At 58.0% G+C, this 18,946-nt stretch carries 15 protein-coding genes; 7 read left to right on the forward strand and 8 right to left on the reverse strand.

The features are described from left to right. Positions 1-34 precede the first annotated feature (34 nt). Positions 35-1,165 (reverse strand): OpgC domain-containing protein, encoded by a 1,131-nt coding sequence (locus tag QYQ93_RS06435; RefSeq protein ID WP_338476560.1) that lies wholly within the window; start codon positions 1,163-1,165, stop codon positions 35-37. 224 nt (positions 1,166-1,389) lie between these two features. On the opposite strand from QYQ93_RS06435, the gene QYQ93_RS06440 reads away from it, so the two are divergent. From QYQ93_RS06440 to QYQ93_RS06450, 3 genes are read left to right on the forward strand one after another with little or no spacing between them, the layout of a single operon-like run. Further along, positions 1,390-1,764 (forward strand): GtrA family protein, encoded by a 375-nt coding sequence (locus QYQ93_RS06440; RefSeq protein WP_043050132.1) that lies wholly within the window; start codon positions 1,390-1,392, stop codon positions 1,762-1,764. After that, on the forward strand, positions 1,761-2,711 hold the full coding sequence (locus QYQ93_RS06445; protein ID WP_338476561.1) for a glycosyltransferase family 2 protein: 951 nt from the start codon (positions 1,761-1,763) through the stop codon (positions 2,709-2,711). The genes QYQ93_RS06440 and QYQ93_RS06445 overlap by 4 nt, the downstream gene beginning before the upstream one ends. Then, complete coding sequence (locus QYQ93_RS06450) at positions 2,704-4,245, forward strand: glycosyltransferase family 39 protein (RefSeq protein WP_338476562.1); 1,542 nt, start codon at positions 2,704-2,706, stop codon at positions 4,243-4,245. The genes QYQ93_RS06445 and QYQ93_RS06450 overlap by 8 nt, the downstream gene beginning before the upstream one ends. A gap of 167 nt (positions 4,246-4,412) precedes the next feature. Here QYQ93_RS06450 and QYQ93_RS06455 read toward each other — a convergent pair whose 3' ends face one another. The 3 genes from QYQ93_RS06455 to QYQ93_RS06465 form a co-directional block, all read right to left on the reverse strand. After that, positions 4,413-6,677, reverse strand: coding sequence for a glycoside hydrolase family 3 N-terminal domain-containing protein (locus QYQ93_RS06455; RefSeq protein ID WP_338476563.1), 2,265 nt, complete (start codon positions 6,675-6,677; stop codon positions 4,413-4,415). Positions 6,678-6,755: 78 nt separating this feature from the next. Further along, positions 6,756-7,040 carry a putative quinol monooxygenase gene (locus QYQ93_RS06460; RefSeq protein ID WP_338476564.1) on the reverse strand — a complete coding sequence of 95 codons (285 nt, stop codon included), beginning with the start codon at positions 7,038-7,040 and terminating at the stop codon, positions 6,756-6,758. Between the two features lie 11 nt (positions 7,041-7,051). Next, positions 7,052-8,671, reverse strand: coding sequence for an FMN-binding glutamate synthase family protein (locus QYQ93_RS06465; protein WP_043050135.1), 1,620 nt, complete (start codon positions 8,669-8,671; stop codon positions 7,052-7,054). Positions 8,672-8,940: 269 nt separating this feature from the next. Between QYQ93_RS06465 and QYQ93_RS06470 the strand changes: the two genes are divergently transcribed. The 3 genes from QYQ93_RS06470 to QYQ93_RS06480 all read left to right on the forward strand — a co-directional run bounded on the left by QYQ93_RS06470 (position 8,941) and on the right by QYQ93_RS06480 (position 11,198). Next, positions 8,941-9,804 (forward strand): hypothetical protein, encoded by an 864-nt coding sequence (locus tag QYQ93_RS06470; RefSeq protein ID WP_338476565.1) that lies wholly within the window; start codon positions 8,941-8,943, stop codon positions 9,802-9,804. A gap of 213 nt (positions 9,805-10,017) precedes the next feature. Next, complete coding sequence (locus tag QYQ93_RS06475) at positions 10,018-10,290, forward strand: type B 50S ribosomal protein L31 (RefSeq protein ID WP_016970719.1); 273 nt, start codon at positions 10,018-10,020, stop codon at positions 10,288-10,290. 248 nt (positions 10,291-10,538) lie between these two features. Next, a complete protein-coding gene (locus tag QYQ93_RS06480; RefSeq protein WP_338476566.1) occupies positions 10,539-11,198 on the forward strand; it encodes a hypothetical protein in 660 nt (219 codons plus the stop codon). Positions 11,199-11,332: 134 nt separating this feature from the next. Here the strand turns inward: QYQ93_RS06480 and QYQ93_RS06485 are convergent, their stop codons facing one another. The 4 genes from QYQ93_RS06485 to QYQ93_RS06500 form a co-directional block, all read right to left on the reverse strand. Further along, positions 11,333-12,712, reverse strand: a complete 1,380-nt coding sequence (locus tag QYQ93_RS06485) for an ATP-binding protein (RefSeq protein ID WP_338476567.1) — start codon at positions 12,710-12,712, stop codon at positions 11,333-11,335. Beyond that, positions 12,709-14,517: a DAHL domain-containing protein gene (locus QYQ93_RS06490; protein WP_043050138.1), complete on the reverse strand. Its 1,809-nt coding sequence runs from the start codon at positions 14,515-14,517 to the stop codon at positions 12,709-12,711. Before QYQ93_RS06490 ends, QYQ93_RS06485 begins: the two co-directional genes overlap by 4 nt. Positions 14,518-14,531: 14 nt before the next feature. Next, complete coding sequence (locus tag QYQ93_RS06495; protein ID WP_419178703.1) at positions 14,532-15,440, reverse strand: cytochrome-c peroxidase; 909 nt, start codon at positions 15,438-15,440, stop codon at positions 14,532-14,534. 85 nt (positions 15,441-15,525) lie between these two features. After that, the gene (locus tag QYQ93_RS06500) at positions 15,526-17,400 is read right to left on the reverse strand and encodes a putative bifunctional diguanylate cyclase/phosphodiesterase (RefSeq protein ID WP_338476568.1); all 1,875 of its coding nucleotides are present in this window, start codon (positions 17,398-17,400) and stop codon (positions 15,526-15,528) included. 229 nt (positions 17,401-17,629) lie between these two features. Between QYQ93_RS06500 and QYQ93_RS06505 the strand changes: the two genes are divergently transcribed. Then, on the forward strand, positions 17,630-18,943 hold the full coding sequence (locus tag QYQ93_RS06505; RefSeq protein WP_338476569.1) for an HD domain-containing phosphohydrolase: 1,314 nt from the start codon (positions 17,630-17,632) through the stop codon (positions 18,941-18,943). The last annotated feature ends 3 nt before the right edge of the window (positions 18,944-18,946 follow it).

The raw sequence follows: 18,946 nt of genomic DNA on the forward strand, positions 1-18,946 counted from the left end.
GCAGATAGAAGCACTCGGCATGTGTCGACGGGGATTACCTATTTAGCGCCGTTTCGCGAGCCGCCTGATGGAGGCGTCTGTTGAAATCCAGCCAGGCAGCGAGGGCCGACATCAGCACCACACCGACCAAGGCAGTGAGCAGTTGCATGGTCACGGCGTCATCCGCCAGGGCATTGAGCATATCCGCCAGCGGTGCCAGCACTACACCCAGGCAAAACACCTCGAGTGAATAGCGGCCCATCTGGCAGACGCGCTCGGCCAGCGGGTTTTGCGTCCAGCTCCGGCCAGGCAGCAGTTTGGCGGTGACATAGGCCAGGGCAAGGAAATGCACCAGGCGCACCGGCGACAGGTCGGTCTTGCTGATGGGGTACAGCAGGTTGCTGAGCGTGGCCGGCATCACTGCGTCATGCACTTCAGGCCAGAGCCACGACAGCGTGATCACACCGGCCACCACCACATAGAATGCTGCCGCGACGAACAGCGGCTGACGATACAAGGAACGTGTCTCGGGCACGCGGGGCCGCTGGCTGTAGATCGCCGCGGCGCCCCCCAGCACAAACAGCAACTGCCAGGTGACCGGGTTGAAATACCACACGCCGTCGGCGATCGCCCGCAGATTCCAGCCCATCCACGGTGCCATCAGGTATATCACCAGCGAAACGCCTACCACCGCCCAGGTGGCGCGCACCATCAATGGCAACACCACGGACAAGCCGGCAAGCAAGATGATGTACAGCGGCAACGGGTCCATCAGGTTGGGCTTGAAGCGCAGCAGCAGTTCATCGGTCAGCGCCTGTTGCGGGTGGGTGATGAAGTGCGTCAGCCCCATTTCCGCCACCAGGTCTCGGGTTTCCACGTGGCTGTTGGCGAAGAACACGATGCCCATTAACAGGGCCAGCAGGAAGATATGCACCACGTACAGCACCCAGGTGCGTCGCAGGATCTTCAGGCAGGCCATCCAGTAGCCCTCGCGTTGCAGGACCTTGCCGTATGCCAGCACCGAGGCGAAGCCGGCGAGAAATACGAAGACTTCTGCGGCGTCGCTGAAACCGAAGTTACGCAAGGTGATCAAGCCGAGGGGGTTGTGGGGCACGTGATCCCAGAAAATGAAGATCAACGCCAGGCCCCGAAAAAAATCGATGCGCGGGTCGCGTCCGTTCAGCATGGCAGCGGGCTCTTGAACAAGTTGTTGAATGACGATAGGTGAGTGCGCGGGTTGTCGTACGCCGCACATCGGGCGGGCGCAGGTTGGCGGTATTTGTAAGCAAATGCAAAGGGTGGATATTACTGGATGTCTCAGCCTTAGAAGGGTGGGAACCTGTCAACTTTGACAGTAGACGCAAAAGGAGCGCCATGGCTTGCTAAGACGTAACCGCAAAGGACGACGGTATGGCCCGGCTATGGAAAGGTTTCACCCTTTACACAGTGATTGGTATCGCCAACACGGTGATCCATTGGCAGCTGTTTTTTATGTTGCGAGCAGGATTTGAGCTCAGCCAGGCGTCGAGTAATTTTTTGGCCTTCTGTGTGGCGGCATCCTTCTCGTTCTACGTGAATGCCCTGTTTACGTTTGCCATGCCGGTTTCCTTGGGCCGCTACCTGCTGTTCATGACCTGCATGGGGGCCTTGAGCCTGTTGGCGGGTTGGCTGGGTGATCATCTGCACCTGCCCGGGCTTGTCACTGTGCTGGTGTTTTCCCTGGTCAGTCTGTTGTGCGGGTTTCTGCTGTCGCGGTGGGTGGTGTTTCGCGAGGGTAGCCAATGAGGGTCTCACTGGTAGTGCCTCTGTTCAATGAGGAACAGACGGTGGGCGCGTTTTACCGTGCGGTTCGGCAAGACTCGTTATTGCAGGCCTGTACTGTGGAAATTGTGTTCATCAACGATGGCAGCACTGACCGCACGGCCGAGCTCGCCGAGGCGCTGGCGCTGGCTGATCGCGACGTGATGCTGATCAACTTCTCACGCAATTTCGGTAAGGAAGCCGCGTTGTTTGCCGGGCTGGAATACGCCACGGGCGACGCGGTCGTGCCCATGGACGTGGATTTGCAGGACCCGATCGACGTTGTCCCTCGGCTGATCGCTGCGTGGCAGCAGGGCGCCGACGTGGTGCTGGCCAAACGGCACGACCGCTCCAGCGACGGCTATCTCAAGCGTCACAGTGCATCGTTGTTCTACCGCTTGCTCAACCTGATCGCCTACACCCATATCGAAGAAAACGTCGGAGACTTCCGGCTGATGGACCGCAAAGTCGTCGACGTGATCAAGTCACTGCCGGAACAGCAACTGTTCATGAAAGGCGTGCTGTCGTGGGCAGGGTTCACGGTTGCCATCGTTGAATACGACCGTGCCCCACGAACGGCGGGGCAAAGCAAATTCAATGGCTGGAAACTGTGGAACCTGGCGTTGGATGGGATTACCTCGTTCAGCACTTTGCCGTTGCGGTTGTGGAGTTATATCGGCGGGGGGGTTTCGCTGTTGGCGTTGGTGTATGCCGGGTTTTTGATTGTGGACAAGGTGTTGTTTGGCAATGACGTGCCGGGGTATCCGTCGTTGATGACCGCGATTTTGTTTTTGGGCGGGGTACAACTGATTGGGATCGGGATATTGGGGGAGTATGTGGGGCGGATTTATATGGAAGCGAAGCATCGGCCGAGGTATGTAGTGAAAGATATAGTTTGTGCGCTCAGGAGAGAAGGAGTCAAGGATGAATGATTTCGCTCGCGATAAAATCGGCTGTTATGCTGTATGGCTGTTGATTATAGTAATGGCTGCCGCAGTTCGTTTCTATGCAATCACTGAACCCTATGTCTGGCACGACGAAGCGTTCAGTGTATGGATCAGTTCGCTATCACCCGAAGCCATCTGGTTTCATACTGGCAGAGATGTCCATCCACCCCTTTACTATCTCGTACTTCACGGATGGATAGAGCTGTTCGGAAAGACAGCTTTTTCAATTCGAACACCAAGTGCAATAGCGGGCGTGGCGACGGTCGCACTCTGTATTGTGATGGTTCGAAAATGGGTAAGTTATCGTGCTTCTATAATGGCGGGTGTCTTGCTGGCGTTGTTTCCGATGTTAGTTAGATTCAGCCAGGAGGCCAGGATGTATGCGCTGGAAACACTGTTTATAACCGGAGCCACATTCGCGTTGGCATGTTGGGTAGAGCGATCGGAACGTTATCGTTATGGAGTGCTGTATGCAGTACTCATGATTGCCGCGTTGTACACTCATTATTACGCAATTTTGGCGGCGCTCGCCCATTGGCTTTATCTCGTGATTCTGCGTCTGCATCCTTCTATTCGGGCTGGTTATGTGACCAGTCTGCCGTGGTGGTGTTTCAATCTAATGATCGTTGTCGCTTATGTACCTTGGCTATTTAGCTTGGTTGATTTGCTGGTTAATTATTCTAAACTAAAGGCCACGGGCGCTACCACGTGGATGTATATGGGTAATACCTACACATTGCCAGACACGGTATGGCGATTTTTTATGCTTAAGTCGGATGTGGCTGTTTTTACCCCCGTCTATTGGGTGCTGCCTATTACATTGGTCTTAATCGCCGGTTGTCTGCTGGTAGTAGACAGAACTCAATATAAGCTCGCTACGTTGCTTGTCTTGTTTTCTTTTGTTCCTATGTTTGTCTTGTTTGTTGTTTCGTTAATTATGCCAGCTTTTTATGAGCGCTATGTAATGTTCTCCGCTGTAGGGCTGCCGCTTATATTGGCAATAGGGTTGGTGGGCATGCACAGGGAATATCGCGTCGTAAGCGCTGTGCTATTTGTTGCGGTGGTGTGTGTTGAGTTATTCGGGTTGAAGTTGAATTATAGTCAAAAAGGTCAAGTTGGTTATTCCGAAAGCATTCATGAATTCCGATTTCCTGAAGTGTTTGACTATATTTCACGTCATCGTCAAGAAGGGGATATCGTTGTGGTGGGGGCTGGGCACTACTATTTTAGTGGTGTTTTTTATAATGGTGGAGATAGTGGCTTGTACCTGTACTGGCCTAGTTTGAATAAGAATGGCTCGACGCGGCCCAGTGGCTATGGTGCAGGCACATTGATGTATGACACTTGGGATGACCATACCATCTCTGATTTGGATTCCATGCCATCTAGCGTGAAGCGCGTTTGGTGGTTGTCGGTGGCTCCGTCTGAGATTCATCGAATTCAATATAGTGGGCAGTGGCGAGAGGTTGAAGCCCGCCCCGCTGGCAAACTTGATTTACGGTTGTACCAGGCACCTTGAGCGCATCACGCCGCCATCTCCTGCGATTCAAAACTATCCGCCCGCGCCATCTGCGACATGCGTATAGAACTCGCCGTTAATTGGACAGGCTCATACGGTTTCCTTGGGGCAGGTGTCTTCGAGTCGATTCGCCATTTTTCGCCCGTAAGGAAACAATCTATAGGCATTTAGTCTAGCACCGCCACTGGGACAGACTGGCCCGGAATAGGCAACTGACGCTTATCGCTCACCTCGAAATGCGCCTGGTTGGTGGTGGTTGAATCAGGCCCGACGAAGACGGTAAAACTGCCGGCTTCGACCTTCGGCGAAAAATGCTCGTCGAGCAAGGCAAAGTCCCGTTGGTCCAGGGAAAAGCTGACGCTGCGACTTTCGCCCGGTGCCAAATAAATTTTGCGAAAACCCCGTAGTCGGCGCACTGGGCGGGTCACGCTGGCAACGTCATCGCGCAGGTATAACTGGACGATTTCATCGCCTGCCCGTTTGCCGGTGTTGGTGACGGTGACCTCAACCCCCAGCGTTTGTGTGGACGCCAGTCGAGTGTGACTAAGGCGAGGGGAGGAGTAACTGAACGAGGTGTAGCTCAAGCCGAAGCCAAATGGATAGAGCGGTGTCCAGGGCACATCGATATAGGCGGATGCGTAACTGCCATCACCGCTGGGTGGGCGACCTGTATTTTTATGGGCGTAGTAAATTGGTATCTGCCCCACATGGCGAGGGAAGGTCATTGGCAGCTTGCCGCTGGGGTTGACGTCACCAAACAGCACATCGGCCACGGCATTTCCGGTTTCGCTGCCCAAAAACCAGGTTTCGAGCAATGCATGGGCTTGTTGCACTGAAGCATCGAGCACTAGGGGGCGGCCGTTCATGAGGACGATGACCAGCGGCTTTCCTGTTTTCAGTAATGAGCCTAGCAACGCGATTTGCCCACCCGGTAGACCGAGATCGGCGCGGCTATGGGATTCGCCGCTCTGTTCTGCAGTTTCTCCGAGTACGGCGATTATCAGATCGCTGTCACGCGCGACTTTTTCAACCAGCGTGATGTCCTGGAGGTGCTGGCTGATGGGCGAGGCGCCGGGCAGGTAAGTAATCTGGGTGCCAGGGGCTAATGCATTGCGCAGGCCTTGCAGGACCGTGACGGAGTCTTCGGGGTGGGCGGCCCCGGCCCATGGGCCGATGGTGGCGCTGGCGTCCGAAGCGAGGCTGCCGACCACCAGGACCTTACCCGGTTGTTTGGAGAGCGGCAGCAGCGCGTCGTTGTTTTTTAGTAAGACGATAGATTTCTGCGCCGCTTCTCGCGCCAGGGCACGGTGCTGCGGCGTGAGCTGGCTGGCCCGCTCGCGGGCTTCGTCGCTGTACCGGTAGGGATCATCGAACAGTCCCAGGCGCTGCTTGGCTTTGAGGACGCGACGCACAGCGTCATCCAGGTTTTTGCGCGATACCTGGCCGTTGCGCACCAGTGTCGGCAGGTGCTGGCGATAGGATTGACTGGCCATCTCGATATCCACCCCGGCATTGAATGCTAGCCGTGCGGTGTCGGCTGGCGTGGCGGCGATACCTTGTGGCCCCAGTTCCCAGACGGCATTGAAATCACTGACCAGCAAGCCGGCGAACCCCCACTGCTTGCGCAACAGACCGGTCAGCAGGGCGGTATGGCTGTTCATGGGAACGCCGGCCAGCTCGTTGAAGGCCGGCATGATTGCATCGACGCCGGCCGCGACGGCTGCCTGGAAGGGAGGCAAGTAAACCTCTCTCAAGGTCCGCTCCGACAGATCGGCGACGTTGTAGTCTCGACCGCCTTCGGCAGCCCCGTAGGCGACAAAGTGTTTTGCCGTAGCGAGCATGGATGAGATGTCAGGTGCACCTGAGCCCTTGAACCCGTGAACAAGTGCGGCGGCCAATGCAGAGCCAAGGAACGGATCTTCGCCAGCGCCTTCCACCACGCGGCCCCAGCGCGGGTCACGGCTAATATCGACCATTGGCGCAAAGGTCCAATGCACGCCACTGGCGGTGGCCTCAATGGCCGCCACGCGAGCGGTCCGTTGGGCCAAGTCCGGGTCCCAGGCTGAGGCTAGCGCCAGGGGGACCGGGAACACTGTACGAAAACCGTGCACCACGTCATAAGCGAATAACAAGGGGATACGCAGTCGGGAGCCGTTGATTACCTGTTCCTGCAACTGACGGGTCGCTTGCGCGCTGCTGGCCCCCAGTACCGAGCCCACCAGAGTCACTGGCATCTGCGTCGGTTCGCCTTGATCAATGACGGGGCCGGTAAGGGTGTTCTGGATACTGAGTTGGCTGAGCTGGCCGATTTTTTCTTCAAGGCTCATTTTCGCTAGCAGGTCTTCGACCGGATCATTCTGGGCTAAGGCCACTAGCGGAAGGGAGGCGAGGACTAATGAGGCAAGACGTAAAGGCATGGTTGCGCCGTCCATGGGCAAGGTACATGCCTTCAAGTATTTTGCATCCGAGCACAATCATCTACTGTCAGAGTTGACAGTGCGGGGCTGTTTTCAGACAGCGTCCATCAGCAAGAACCTGCACGGCTCGGCCTGATAGGCGTTGATCTGCGGCACCAACCGTTTGAAGTGCTCGGTCTGGCAGTGAGCATCCAGCGCCGCCTGATCGGGCCATTGTTCGATAAAGATAAAATGTCCCGGGTCTTTCTGGTCCACAAATAGATCGTAGGCGATGCACAGCGGCTCCTGACGGGTTTTCTCCACCAGTTCGGCGTACCACGGGCGCACAGTCTCCAGGTATTCAGGCCGGATGAAATCCTCGGCGATGACTTTCAACACGGCGGGCGTCCTCAGGCAGCGGCGACTTCATGGGGTTCAAAACTATCCGCTCGTGCCATTTGCCACATGCGTGAATAGAACTCACCGTTCACTTCGCCGGTGAGCAATTCGCCGGGTTTCAAGAACACATGCAATTGCGAGAACAGCTTGATTTCGGTCGCCGACATGCGCCGTACCAGATGCTTGGCCGACAACTGCGAGGGATGATCCAGGCCGGCAGCGGCGAGCATTTCCGCCAAGGCGTGCAGGGTGTTGCGGTGGAAGTTGAACACGCGCTGGGCTTTGTCTGGCACCACCAGGGCGCGTTGGCGCAGTGGGTCCTGGGTGGCGACGCCGGTCGGACATTTGTTGGTGTGGCAGCTTTGCGACTGGATGCAGCCGATGGCGAACATGAAGCCGCGCGCCGAGTTGGCCCAATCGGCGCCGATGGCCAGGACGCTGGCGATATCGAAGGCGCTGACGATCTTGCCGCTGGCACCAAGCTTGATCTTGTCGCGTAGGTTCAGCCCCACCAAGGTGTTGTGCACAAACAGCAGGCCCTCACGCAGCGGCACGCCGATATGGTCGGTGAACTCCACCGGCGCGGCGCCGGTGCCGCCTTCCTTGCCATCGACCACGATAAAGTCCGGGAGGATGCCGGTTTCGAGCATGGCCTTGGCGATGCCCATGAATTCCCACGGGTGGCCCAGGCAAAACTTGAAGCCTACTGGCTTACCGCCGGACAGTTCACGCAACTGGGCGATGAACTGCATCAGCTCGATTGGCGTGGAAAACGCACTGTGCCGCGATGGCGAGATGCAGTCTTCGCCCATCATGATGCCGCGGGTGTCAGCGATTTCCTGGGTGACCTTGTGCTTGGGCAGAATCCCGCCATGGCCGGGCTTGGCGCCCTGGCTCATCTTGATTTCAATCATGCGTACCTGCGGATTCTGCGCCTGCACGGCGAAGCGTTCCGGGTCAAAACGACCGTCGCTGGTGCGGCAGCCGAAGTAGCCGCTGCCCAGTTCCCAGGTCAGGTCGCCGCCGTTTTCGCGATGGTAGGGACTGATGCTGCCTTCGCCGGTGTCATGGGCAAAATTGCCGAGCTTGGCGCCCTGGTTGAGGGCGCGAATCGCGTTGGCGCTCAACGAGCCAAAGCTCATCGCCGAGATATTGAACACCGACGCGGAGTACGGCTGCGTGCATTGTGGGCCGCCGACCATCACGCGAAAGGCACTGGGGTCACTCAACGGCGCCGGGCGCATGGAGTGGCCGATAAATTCGAAGCCCGACTGGTACACGTCAATCAAGGTGCCGAAGGGTTTGTCTGCCGTTTCATTCTTGGCGCGTGAGTACACCAGTGAACGCTGGGCCCGGGAGAAGGGCAACGCGTCGCTGTCGGACTCCAGCAGGTACTGGCGGATTTCCGGACGGATACCTTCCACCAGGTAACGGATATTGCCCAGGATCGGATAGTTGCGGCGCACCGCGTGGGGGCTTTGCAGCAGGTCGAAAATACCGATCAGGCTGAGGATGCCGGTGACCAGGGTGATGGGCCACAGCCATTCATGTTCGATAAAAGGGAGGCTGGCGAGGGTGAAAATGACGCACACGGCAAAGAAGGCGTAACGGCTTAACAAAGACAGGCTCATACGGTTTTCCTTGGTTTCAACTCTGAAGGTCGATTGCCCATTCTGCGCCTGTCGATAAAGCACGGACAAGGATTGATCTTCCGGTCGCGTATTTGTGCGTGCGAATCTTTGTACAAATATCTATCAACGTCGTAGAGGAACCGATGACTGCAGCGTTACCACTCTTTAGGCACCTGGTTCGGCATCTGGGTGTGACCAGATCGCGCTGGTAGGCCAAGGACGCATTTTTCAAGACGGAGTTTATAACGACTAGAACAAGTGATTTTTGTATGACTACATTGAGCAATGTTGGTGCTAGTGGAAGTATCTTTAACGCTTCAGATTACTTAGCCGATGATCATGAGGAAATGGCAGCTGCGTATATCGCCCAAGAGTGCAAACTGATGGAAGGTATCGAGAAGCCCGAACAGGATGTGCGGCGAAAACCGAGTTTCTCCACGGGCCGCCCTCCGGGTGATAACCGTTCCGCGGAACAGATCATCGCCGACAATCCGATCCTCAAGAACCTTGGTCATCAGAAAGATATCAATCGTGAATGGGCCTACCGACGTTTGGGGGACTGGACGATTAACAACAAAGACCCGGAGGCACGAGCCGATGCCGCATTCAACGCCGCGCGGGTGCTCAATTACATTGATACATCCTTATCGGCTAACGGTGAACATCGTGGCAAAGCTCACGATAATGGCGTGCTTGAAGGCATTACCAGCAGCGGCGATGCCAGGCGTGGTACGCCGGCAGGCATGTGGAAGGACTTTACGGAGCAGGGTTATTCCGCACTGCGCGATGACCACCGCCTGGATTCGACCAGAGACAGCTATGTCAAGGCGGACGGTACGGTCAAAAGTGACCTGCAGTGGTTCGCGGGTGAGGTTGGAAAGAAAACCTGGTTCATCCCGGGGCTCAGCAATATTTTCAATGGGATCAGCAATTCGGAGCCGGGGATAGGCGGGGCCATCGAGGGGGCCAAGGCCGGTTTTGATAAAACCCGGGCTGATGGCTTCGATAAGGCCCTTGCCAGCGCTGTGATTGGCGACATCAAGGGTATCGCCCAAGGCTATGCAGATGCGGTGCGCAACAATGAGTCCACGCCGCAGGTGGTCAAGTCAGCATTGAATGCTGTGGGCATTTAAGGCCCTTGGGTCAAGCGGCTAGGCCTTCTACGAAATCAGCTTGGATCCCGGCGGTTGCCGAGCAGAAACTGGCCTGCGGGTTTCGTGGGTAACAGTTTCCAGGGAGCCCATAGAGCTTTGTGGTCTACCAATATTGCAATCGGTTCTCGTTTGTGAAGTGATTTTGTGTTACTGTATAACACTTAAATTGCACCCAAACGCCCAGGAGGCCTTATGAAAGCTGGTATCCACCCTGACTATCGCACCGTGCTGTTCCACGATACTGCCGCCGACGTGTTCTTCCTGATCGGCTCCACCGCCGACAGCGACCGCACCCACAAACACAGCGATGGCAACACCTATCCCTACATCCCGTTGGACGTGTCCAGCGCGTCGCACCCGATTTACACCGGCCAGCAGCGCAAGACCCAGGCCGAAGGCCGGATTGCCGGGTTCAACAAGCGCTTTGCATCCTTTGGTTCGAGCCCGAAAAAGGCTGACGCTTGAGCATGATTCGGCGGCGTGCCTTACGCCGCCGTCTGCCGAATCGGCAGGCACCCGAAACAAGGATTGACACATGTTGGCCTGTTTGTGCGACTCAGGCCGAATCGCTTGTTAGGCGAAGGTATATATGTGCGTAGGCAAGGGAACTGAATGCACGGCTCCCAGCACTACTTGATTACCGATGCCATCTGTCGTGTAAGGACAGGTACGCGTGCATCATGTCTACAGCGATAATGAAGAGGAGTTCGCGCATGACTACATCGACGGGTTCGACTGGTGTCTTTGGTCTTGCACCTCCTATGCCTTACTGGAATAGGAGTCTTCTGACAGGCCGGTTTCAAGAGCAAGTCGACCAAGCGCATAAACGCATGGAAGGTATTAATAAGCCCGAGCAAGATGTGAGGCGAAAGCCGGATTTCTCTACTGGCCGTCCACCAGGTGATAAGCGCACCGCTGAAGAAATTATCAAAGACAATCCGATCCTCGCCAACCTGAAACGTGTGAAAGATGCCAATTTTTCATTAGCTTTCGAACTGGTGGGTGATTGGACGGAGGACAATAAAGACCCGGACGCGCGAGCTGACGCCGCTTTCAACGCCGCGCGGGTGCTCAACTATATCGATACTTCCCTATCGGCCGAGGGGAAATACCGTGGCGATGTCCACGGCAATGGTGTGCTTGAAGGCTTTACCAGCAGCGGCGATGCCAGGCGAGGCACTCCTGCGGGCATGTGGAAGGACTTTACTGAACAAGGGTATACCGCCCTACGCGATGACCATCGACTCGACTCCACCCAGGACGGCCATGTGCTCAGGGACGGTAGCAACTTCGAGGGCATCTTGAGAAAGTTACATCTGAGTGCGCCGCCCATCAATCGCACCTATGGCAAGGACCCGCGCGCAGGTTCCTAGAATTGCCAGGGCTCAGATGAACAAGGTTTCCACGTTACTGCCCGCAGAGGTGTTCTTCCTGATCGGCTTCGCTTTGCATCCTTTGGTTCGAGCCCGAAAAAGGCTGACGCTTGAGTATGATTCGCCGGCGTGCCTTACGCCGCCGTCTGCCGAATCGGCAGGACCACCCGAAATGTGGTGCCCTTGCCCGGTTCGCTGCTGACTGATATGTCGCCGTGGTGTTTCTTGACGATGCCGTAGGACAGTGACAATCCCAGCCCCGTACCTTCACCCACTGGCTTGGTGGTAAAAAACGGGTCGAAGATCTTCTGCATGGCCTGCGGGGCAATCCCGCAACCGTTATCGGCCACTTCCAGCCAGATGTTCTCGCCTTCCACGCCATTGCTGATGGTGATGGTACCGCGCTCGGGGCCCATGGCCTGGGCAGCGTTGATCACCAGGTTCATCACTACCTGGTTGAGCTGCGAGGCCAGGCATTCGATGTCCGGCAGCGGCGCGTAGTGCTTGACTACGTCAGCCTTGTACTTGAGTTCGCTGGCGACAATGTTCAGGGTCGAATCAATGCCGTGCTGCAGGTTGGCGAACTGCCAGGTCTGGTCGTTATCCACCCGTGAGAAGTTCTTCAGGTCCTTGACGATCTGTACCACGCGGCCAATGCCATCCTTGGATTCGCGGATCAGGATCGGAATATCTTCCTGGAGAAAGTCCAGCTCCAAGCTCGTGCGCAGTGCCTGGAGTTGATCACGCTGATCCTGTGCCGCAATGAACGCTTCACTGTGCTGGTAGGCCTCGAGCATCTGCTGCAGTTGGTTGAAGTAGCTATCAAGGGTACTGAGGTTGGATGAAATGAAGCCTACCGGGTTGTTGATCTCGTGGGCAACACCGGCCGCGAGTTGCCCCAGTGAGGCGAGTTTCTCCGATTGCACCAGTTGGCTTTCCAGATGCTTGCGCTCGTCGATTTCCAGTTGCAGCGCCTGGGTGCGCTGTTCCACCAGTTGCTCCAGCTGTTCGGTTTGCAGGGAGGCGCGGCGAGCCATGTCCCATTTGTTGGCCAAGGTGTTGGCCATTTGCTGGACTTCAATGTTATCGAAGGGTTTTTTCAGGATCAGCAAGCGCTCGTGGGCATGCAGGCGAAACAGCAGGTCTTCCCAGGAATAATCCGAGTACGCGGTACACACCACCACTTGCAGGTCAGGGGCGACTTTCCATAATTCTTCAATTGTCCGGGCACCGTCCCAGCCCTGGGGCATGCGCATGTCGACAAAAGCCAGGGCATAGGGGCGTTTTTCGGTCATGGCCGTGGTCAGCAAGCCCAGGCCTTCTTCACCGCCATAGGCCGAGTGCAGCTCGAACACCTGGGCCTGAGGTTTGGCGGTTTCACCAAACAGGGCTGATTCCATCGCGTCCAACGCCTGGTTGGATTCCACGGCGGGCATCAGGATTTTGCGAAAATCATCATGGATGGACGGCGTGTCATCAATCAGCAGGACGCGCCGGTTGGGTGGTTTGTTCATGGCGTTGTTCCGGCGTGGGTGAGAGGGATAGTCAAGGTAAATACCGCACCACGGCCCGGCCCGTCGCTGTGGGCGCTGAGCTGGCCATTCATTTCCACGGCGGCCAGGGCGCAGCTGTGCAGGCCGAAGCCATGGCCTTCCTTGCGCGTGGTAAAGCCGTGGCTGAAGATTCGGATCATATTTTCGGGCGGTATCCCTTCGCCGTCATCCTTCACGCTGATCTTCAAGGTGTCGTCAGCCCCCGGCAGCACCGTCAGGGTCATCTGTCGTGGCCGGTCGCTGAGGCCGGTCATGGCGTACTTGGCGTTGCTGATCAGGTTGACCATGATCAGCAGCAGCCGGTGTTTGTCGCCGAGAATCTGCGGCACCTGCGCGTACTCCTTGACCACAGTGACGTGATGACGGCTCAGGGCGCCGGCGTTCATGCGCAGGGCGTCGTCCATCAGGGCGCCGATGTCGACGGGTTCGAGCAGTGATGAGGCACCGGCGTAGGACTGTTGGGTCGAGACGATGTCCTTGATGTGGTCGACGCTCTTGCTCAATTGCGTCAGCTCATCGGCCATGCCTTGCTGCTCAAGCGCAATCGCGTCCACCAACTGGTTCAAGTAGCCCGGCAGCAGTTTGCCTTTGGCATCTTCGGTCAGGAAGGTGCCCAGGTCGCCGGGGTGCTCGTTGAGCAATTGCATGGCCTTGCCCAGCCCCTGGGCCTTGCTGTTGCGCAACGTGCGGGCGACCAGGTCGGCGGAGATATTCACGCTGTTGAGCACGTTGCCGACGTTGTGCAGCACATTGGTGGCGATCTCGGCCATGCCGGCCTGGCGGGCGCTGTCCATCAGTTCGCTCTGGGCATCCTTGAGCTGTTGGGTGCGGCGTTCCACTCGTTGCTCCAGGGTTTCGTTGGCCGCCTGCAGGGCGCGGTTGACCCGGTTGATCTCGGCGAAGCTGCGCAGCAGGCGCACCGCCAGGTAGAGCAGCAACACCACCAGTAAGGTCGAGAACACCAGCAGGTAGCGATGGTATTGATGATCAACCAGATCGGCCATTTGCTGGTCCTGGTTGAGGTGGGTGGTCAGCTCGTCCAGGCGTTCTGCTACCGGAACCGCGGCAATCCGCTCAAGCAGGCTGTTGACCAGCGGTTGCTCACGCAGGATCAGCGAGATGTGATTGCTGAGCAGCTCCACCGGCGCCTGGAAGTCGCTGGGCAGGCTCTCCTTGTTGATCGCCAGCTTGCCCAGGCCTACCAGGATATCGGCGGCGCGCTCGTCGCTGGTAACCTGGGCAAACTCCAGGCTGCTGAGCAGCAGGTCGTAGGTGTCGGTGGCCACGCCTTGCAGGCGCAGCCGGCCTTCATCGTCAATTTCATTGAATTGGGCCTGGATATCGTCTTCGGCCGTCGGCAGAAAAGCCAGCGAGTTGCGCAATACCGCGTTGTGGGATTTGAACTGGTCCACCAATCGCGCCTTTTCCTGGATGGCGGCCTGATAGGTTTCCTGGCTGGTGCGCCAACGCGGCAGGTCGACCGGGTTGTGATAAGTGTCGCGGCTCTGCAGGTCAGCCCAGAGCCGCGTCATTTCCGCCAGCGGCGTGACCAGAGGATCGTAGTTGTGGGTAATCGCAATCCGCGCCTTGAGCACTTCACTGTCCCACTGGGCATTGAGCTGCTGGAGCTGGCGGATCAGGTCCCGTGATTGGGTATAACTGGCCGTCTGGTCGCGGGAGGACTTGAGGTACAGAAACACCAGCGTCGAGACCAGCAGCAGGGTTATCACACCCAGGAGGAGCTGGCTGATGCGGCGCCGTGACATGCGTGACGAGCGGCTCATAGGGGCTTACCCGCCCATTCGCCGGTCAAGGTCTTGAGAAACTGGATGATCAGGTCCTTGTCTTCCTGGCTCGGCGTGCGTCCCAGCTGGTACTTGAACATCACGTCGACGGCCTCCTCCAGGGTCTTGGCCGAGGCGTCGTGGAAGTACGGCGCGGTGACCGCTACATTGCGCAGGCTGGGTACCTTGAACACGTGACGGTCTTCTTCATCCTGGGTCAACAGGTAGCGGCCCAGGTCTGATTCCAGCGGGTTGCCGCGGGCCTTGAAGTAGTCACCCATCACGCCGAACTTCTGAAACATGTTGCCGCCAATATTCACCCCCTGGTGGCAGGCGATGCAGCCGTAGTCCTTGAAGCGTTGATAGCCGTACTTTTCCTGGATTGTCAGGATTTCGGTATTACCCAACAGGTACTGGTCAAACCGCGAGTTGGGGGTCAGCAGCGTACGCTCATAGGTGGCCAGGGCGTCTTGCACATTGGCGGCGGTGACGCCGTCGGTGTACGTCTGCTTGAACGCGTTCTGGTAAGCGGGCAGGGCGGACAGGTTCTGCACCACGGTTTTCCAGTCACTGCCCATTTCCAGCGGGCTGATCACCACGTGTTCGACCTGCGCCTGCAGGGTATCGACCCGGCCGTCCCAGAATTGCTTGAAGTTCAGGCTGGCGTTGAACACGGTGGGCGTATTGAGGGGCACCGGCTTGCCATCAAAGCCCAGGGAGAAGGCTTTGTCATCGGCACCACTGGTTTCCAGGTGGTGACAGCTGGCGCAGGACAGCGTGTTGTTGACCGACAGCCGTGGTTCATTGAACAGTTGGCGGCCCAGTTCGACTTTGGCCGGGTCGAGTACCGCAATGGCCGGCAGGGGCTTGAGCGCTTCGTCCAGCGGTGCGGCGATCAACGGCATCGCCAGGCCCGAACTCAGCAATAGCACGAGGCCGAGACGGTAAATCGAGACATCGCTCAAGCGAGCACTCCTTGCAGGCAATGGGTTATTGATCGGGTATCAGTGTTGCACCACCGACTTGCAGCAACTGGGCGAAATCCTCGGCCGGCAAGGCCTTGCTGAAGAGAAAACCCTGGCCTTCCTCGCACTGCTGGGCTTGGAGGAATTTCAACTGTTCAAGGGTTTCCACGCCCTCGGCGATGATGTTCAGCTCCAGGCTCTTGCCCATGCCGATGATAGCGCTGATCAGCTGTGCGTCCTGGCTATTTACACTCAGGCCACGCACGAAGGACTGGTCGATTTTCAGCACGTCGATGGGAAAGCGCCGCAGGTAGCTGAGGCTGGAGTACCCGGTGCCGAAATCATCCAGGGCCAGGCGTACGCCCATGGCTTTGATCCTGTGCAACCTGTCCACGGTGGCGTCGACGTTTTGCATCAGTACGCTTTCGGTGATCTCCAGTTCCAGCAGGGTGGGTGGCAGGCCGGTGCGCTGGAGGATGGCGGCCAGGTTGTCAACAAAGTCGCGCTGGCGAAAATCGATGGCCGAGATATTTACCGAAATGGGCAAGGATGGCAGGCCCATGGCGCGCCAGGCCTGGGCTTGTTCGCAGGCCTGGCGCAACACCCATTGGGTCAGGCGCACGATCAGCCCACTGTCTTCGGCCACGGGAATGAAGTCCGTCGGGCTGATCCAGCCTGCGCGCGGCTGGAACCAGCGGGCCAGCGCTTCGGCACCCACGATGCGCCCGGTTTTCAACTCCAGCTTGGGCTGGTAGTGCAGGGTGAATTCATTGCGCTCCAGTGCCTGGCGCAGCGCGCTTTCCAGGTGTTGCTGGTGCTGGGCGCCCCGGTTCATGGCTTCGGTATAGAAGCTGAAGTCGTCCGGGCCACGCTCCTTGCTGGTGTGCATGGCGGTTTCCGCATGCTTGATCAACGCCACTGCTTGGGCGCTGTCATTGGGGTAGATACTGATGCCCAGGCTGGCGGTGATGCTCAGGTCATGCCCCGCCACGTGGCGGGTAACGCTGACGGCCTGGAGCACCTTCTGCGCAATATGCTGGGTCTGCTGGGGATGCTGGATGTCGTTGAGCAGGATCACGAACTCATCGGAGCCATAGCGAAACACCGAGTCCGAGGCGCGCACTGTTGCCACCAGGCTTTGACTGACCTGCAGCAGCAACTCGTCGCCCACCGGGTAACCCAGGGCGTTGTTGATGCGCTTGAAGCGGTCGAGCCCAAGAAACATCACCGCCAGTTGCGTATCGTGCCGCCGGCCCAAGGCGATCGCCTGGGTCAGCCGGTCGCCCAGCAAGGTGCTGTTGGGCAGTGCCGTAAGCGCGTCGTATTGCAACAAATGCGAGACCTTGAGCAGCTCCTGTACGCGTTCCTCAATGGTGCGCTCCAGGGCGATCACCTTGAGGGCTACGTCCTGGGCCAGTTGCCATTTCCAGGTCAGAGCGCTGGCCATCTGGCGGATTTCCAGGGGGTCGAAGGGCTTTTTCAGGATCAGCAACTGGTCGTCATATTTCAACCGCGCTTCGATGGCTTCGAAGGAATAGTCGGAATAGGCGGTGCACAGGGCGATTTGCAGGTTGGGGTCGGCATTCCACAACTGCTCGATGGTTTGCAGGCCATCCCAGCCTGGGGGCATGCGCATATCGATAAATACCATGGCGTAGGGGGCATTGGCGGCCAGGGCTGTGTTGACCAGTGCCAGTGCTTCCTCGCCCTGGTAGGCGGAGTCAAGCTCGAAGCCCTGGCGCACCGGCGCAGTCGTGCCGAAGAGGGAGGACTCCAAACTGTCCAGGGTTTGCTCGCCCTGCTCATCGACACACAGGATCTTGCGAAAGTCCTGATGGATCGAGGCGGTGTCATCCACGATCAGAATGCGGCGGTTGGCCCGCGCAGCCTTGGCGTTCATGATGCGCTCGGTAATGGCAAACGGCTTGATAGCATAGCGGTTCCTTCCCTGACCCTCGCTCGAACGGGGCGCTGACTGACTGTGACAGCATAGTCGAGCTCCCTTGATATCGACGGCCAGTTGGCGTCAAATCAACAGCGATTGCGGTATGAGGCCCGTCAGCGACGGAGCACGGCACGATACAACGGCTCAATGTAGCCCAACTTGGTTTTATTAAGGCAGAGTTACCATGGATGAACCACTCGCTATCAAGCCGGCTGTGCTGCTTGTGGACGATGAAGAGTCGATTCTCAACAGCCTGCGCCGCTTGCTGCGCAGCCAGCCCTACGACGTGGTGCTGGCGACCAGCGGCGCCCAGGCGCTTGAGATCATGGCCGGTAGGCCCATTGACCTGGTGATGAGCGATGCACGCATGCCCGGCATGGATGGGGCAACGCTGCTGGCCGAGGTGCATCGCCTGTATCCCGCCACCGGTCGTATCCTGCTGACCGGCCACGCTGACCTGACCACTATCATCAAGGCAATCAACGACGGGCAGATCCACCGCTACATCAGCAAGCCCTGGAATGACGAGGAGCTGCCGCTGGTATTGCAGCAGGTCCTCGAGCATCAGCGCCTGCAACGCCTGGCCCACGGGCAGAACGAGCAACTCAAGGTACTCAACGCTACGCTGGAAAAACGCGTGGCGGCGCGTACCGCTGAATTGCAACAGACCGCCGACATGCTCGACCTGGCCTACGACGAGCTCAAGCGCAGCTACGTGACCGGCACCGAAGTGTTCTCGTTGCTGGCCAACCTGCGGCTACCCAAGGACAAGCAGACCAACCGCGCCCTGATCGAGCTGATCCGCGTGTACTGCGCCAGCCAGGCCATGGACGAGGCCAGCACCCGCGACCTGACCATGGCCGCGGCGTTGTACAACATCGGCAAATTGAGCTGGACCGACAGCATGATGATCGCCCCATCGGACAGGCTGCACAGTACCGACCGCGGGCTGTACCGCGAGTACCCGACGCAGAGCGAATCGCTGTTGATGACCCTGGAGCCGATGAAGGATGCCGCACGGATCATTCGCCACCACCAGGAGCGCTGGGACGGCAGCGGCTTTCCCGATCACCTCAAGGGCGAGGCGATTCCCGCCGGTTCGCGCCTGCTGAAACTGGCGGTGGACTTTATCGAGCTGCAAAAAGGCCTGATCCTCGAGCGGCACTTGAACAGCGACGAAGCGCTGCTGTATATCCGCAAGTACGCCGGACGCCTTTATGACCCGCAGTTGGTCGAGGCCTTTGTGCTGGCCTGTGCCACTTTCCTCAGCGACGTGACCCTGGGCGACCCCAACGTCAAGGTCATGGGCACCCGCGAACTGGCCGAGGGCATGGTCCTGGCGCGCAACCTCAATGCCGACAACGGCATGTTGTTGCTTAATGCCGGCAAGGTGCTCAACCTGCCGCTGGTGGACAAGCTGATCGCATTCGAAGCCATGGAGGGCGCCAAGTACAGTGTGTTTATCCGGGTGCCCGATGAAGTGCCGCCGCTGCCGTAGCGG

It is taken from the genome of Pseudomonas khavaziana (genome assembly GCF_036704165.1).
GTDB lineage: Bacteria > Pseudomonadota > Gammaproteobacteria > Pseudomonadales > Pseudomonadaceae > Aquipseudomonas > Aquipseudomonas khavaziana.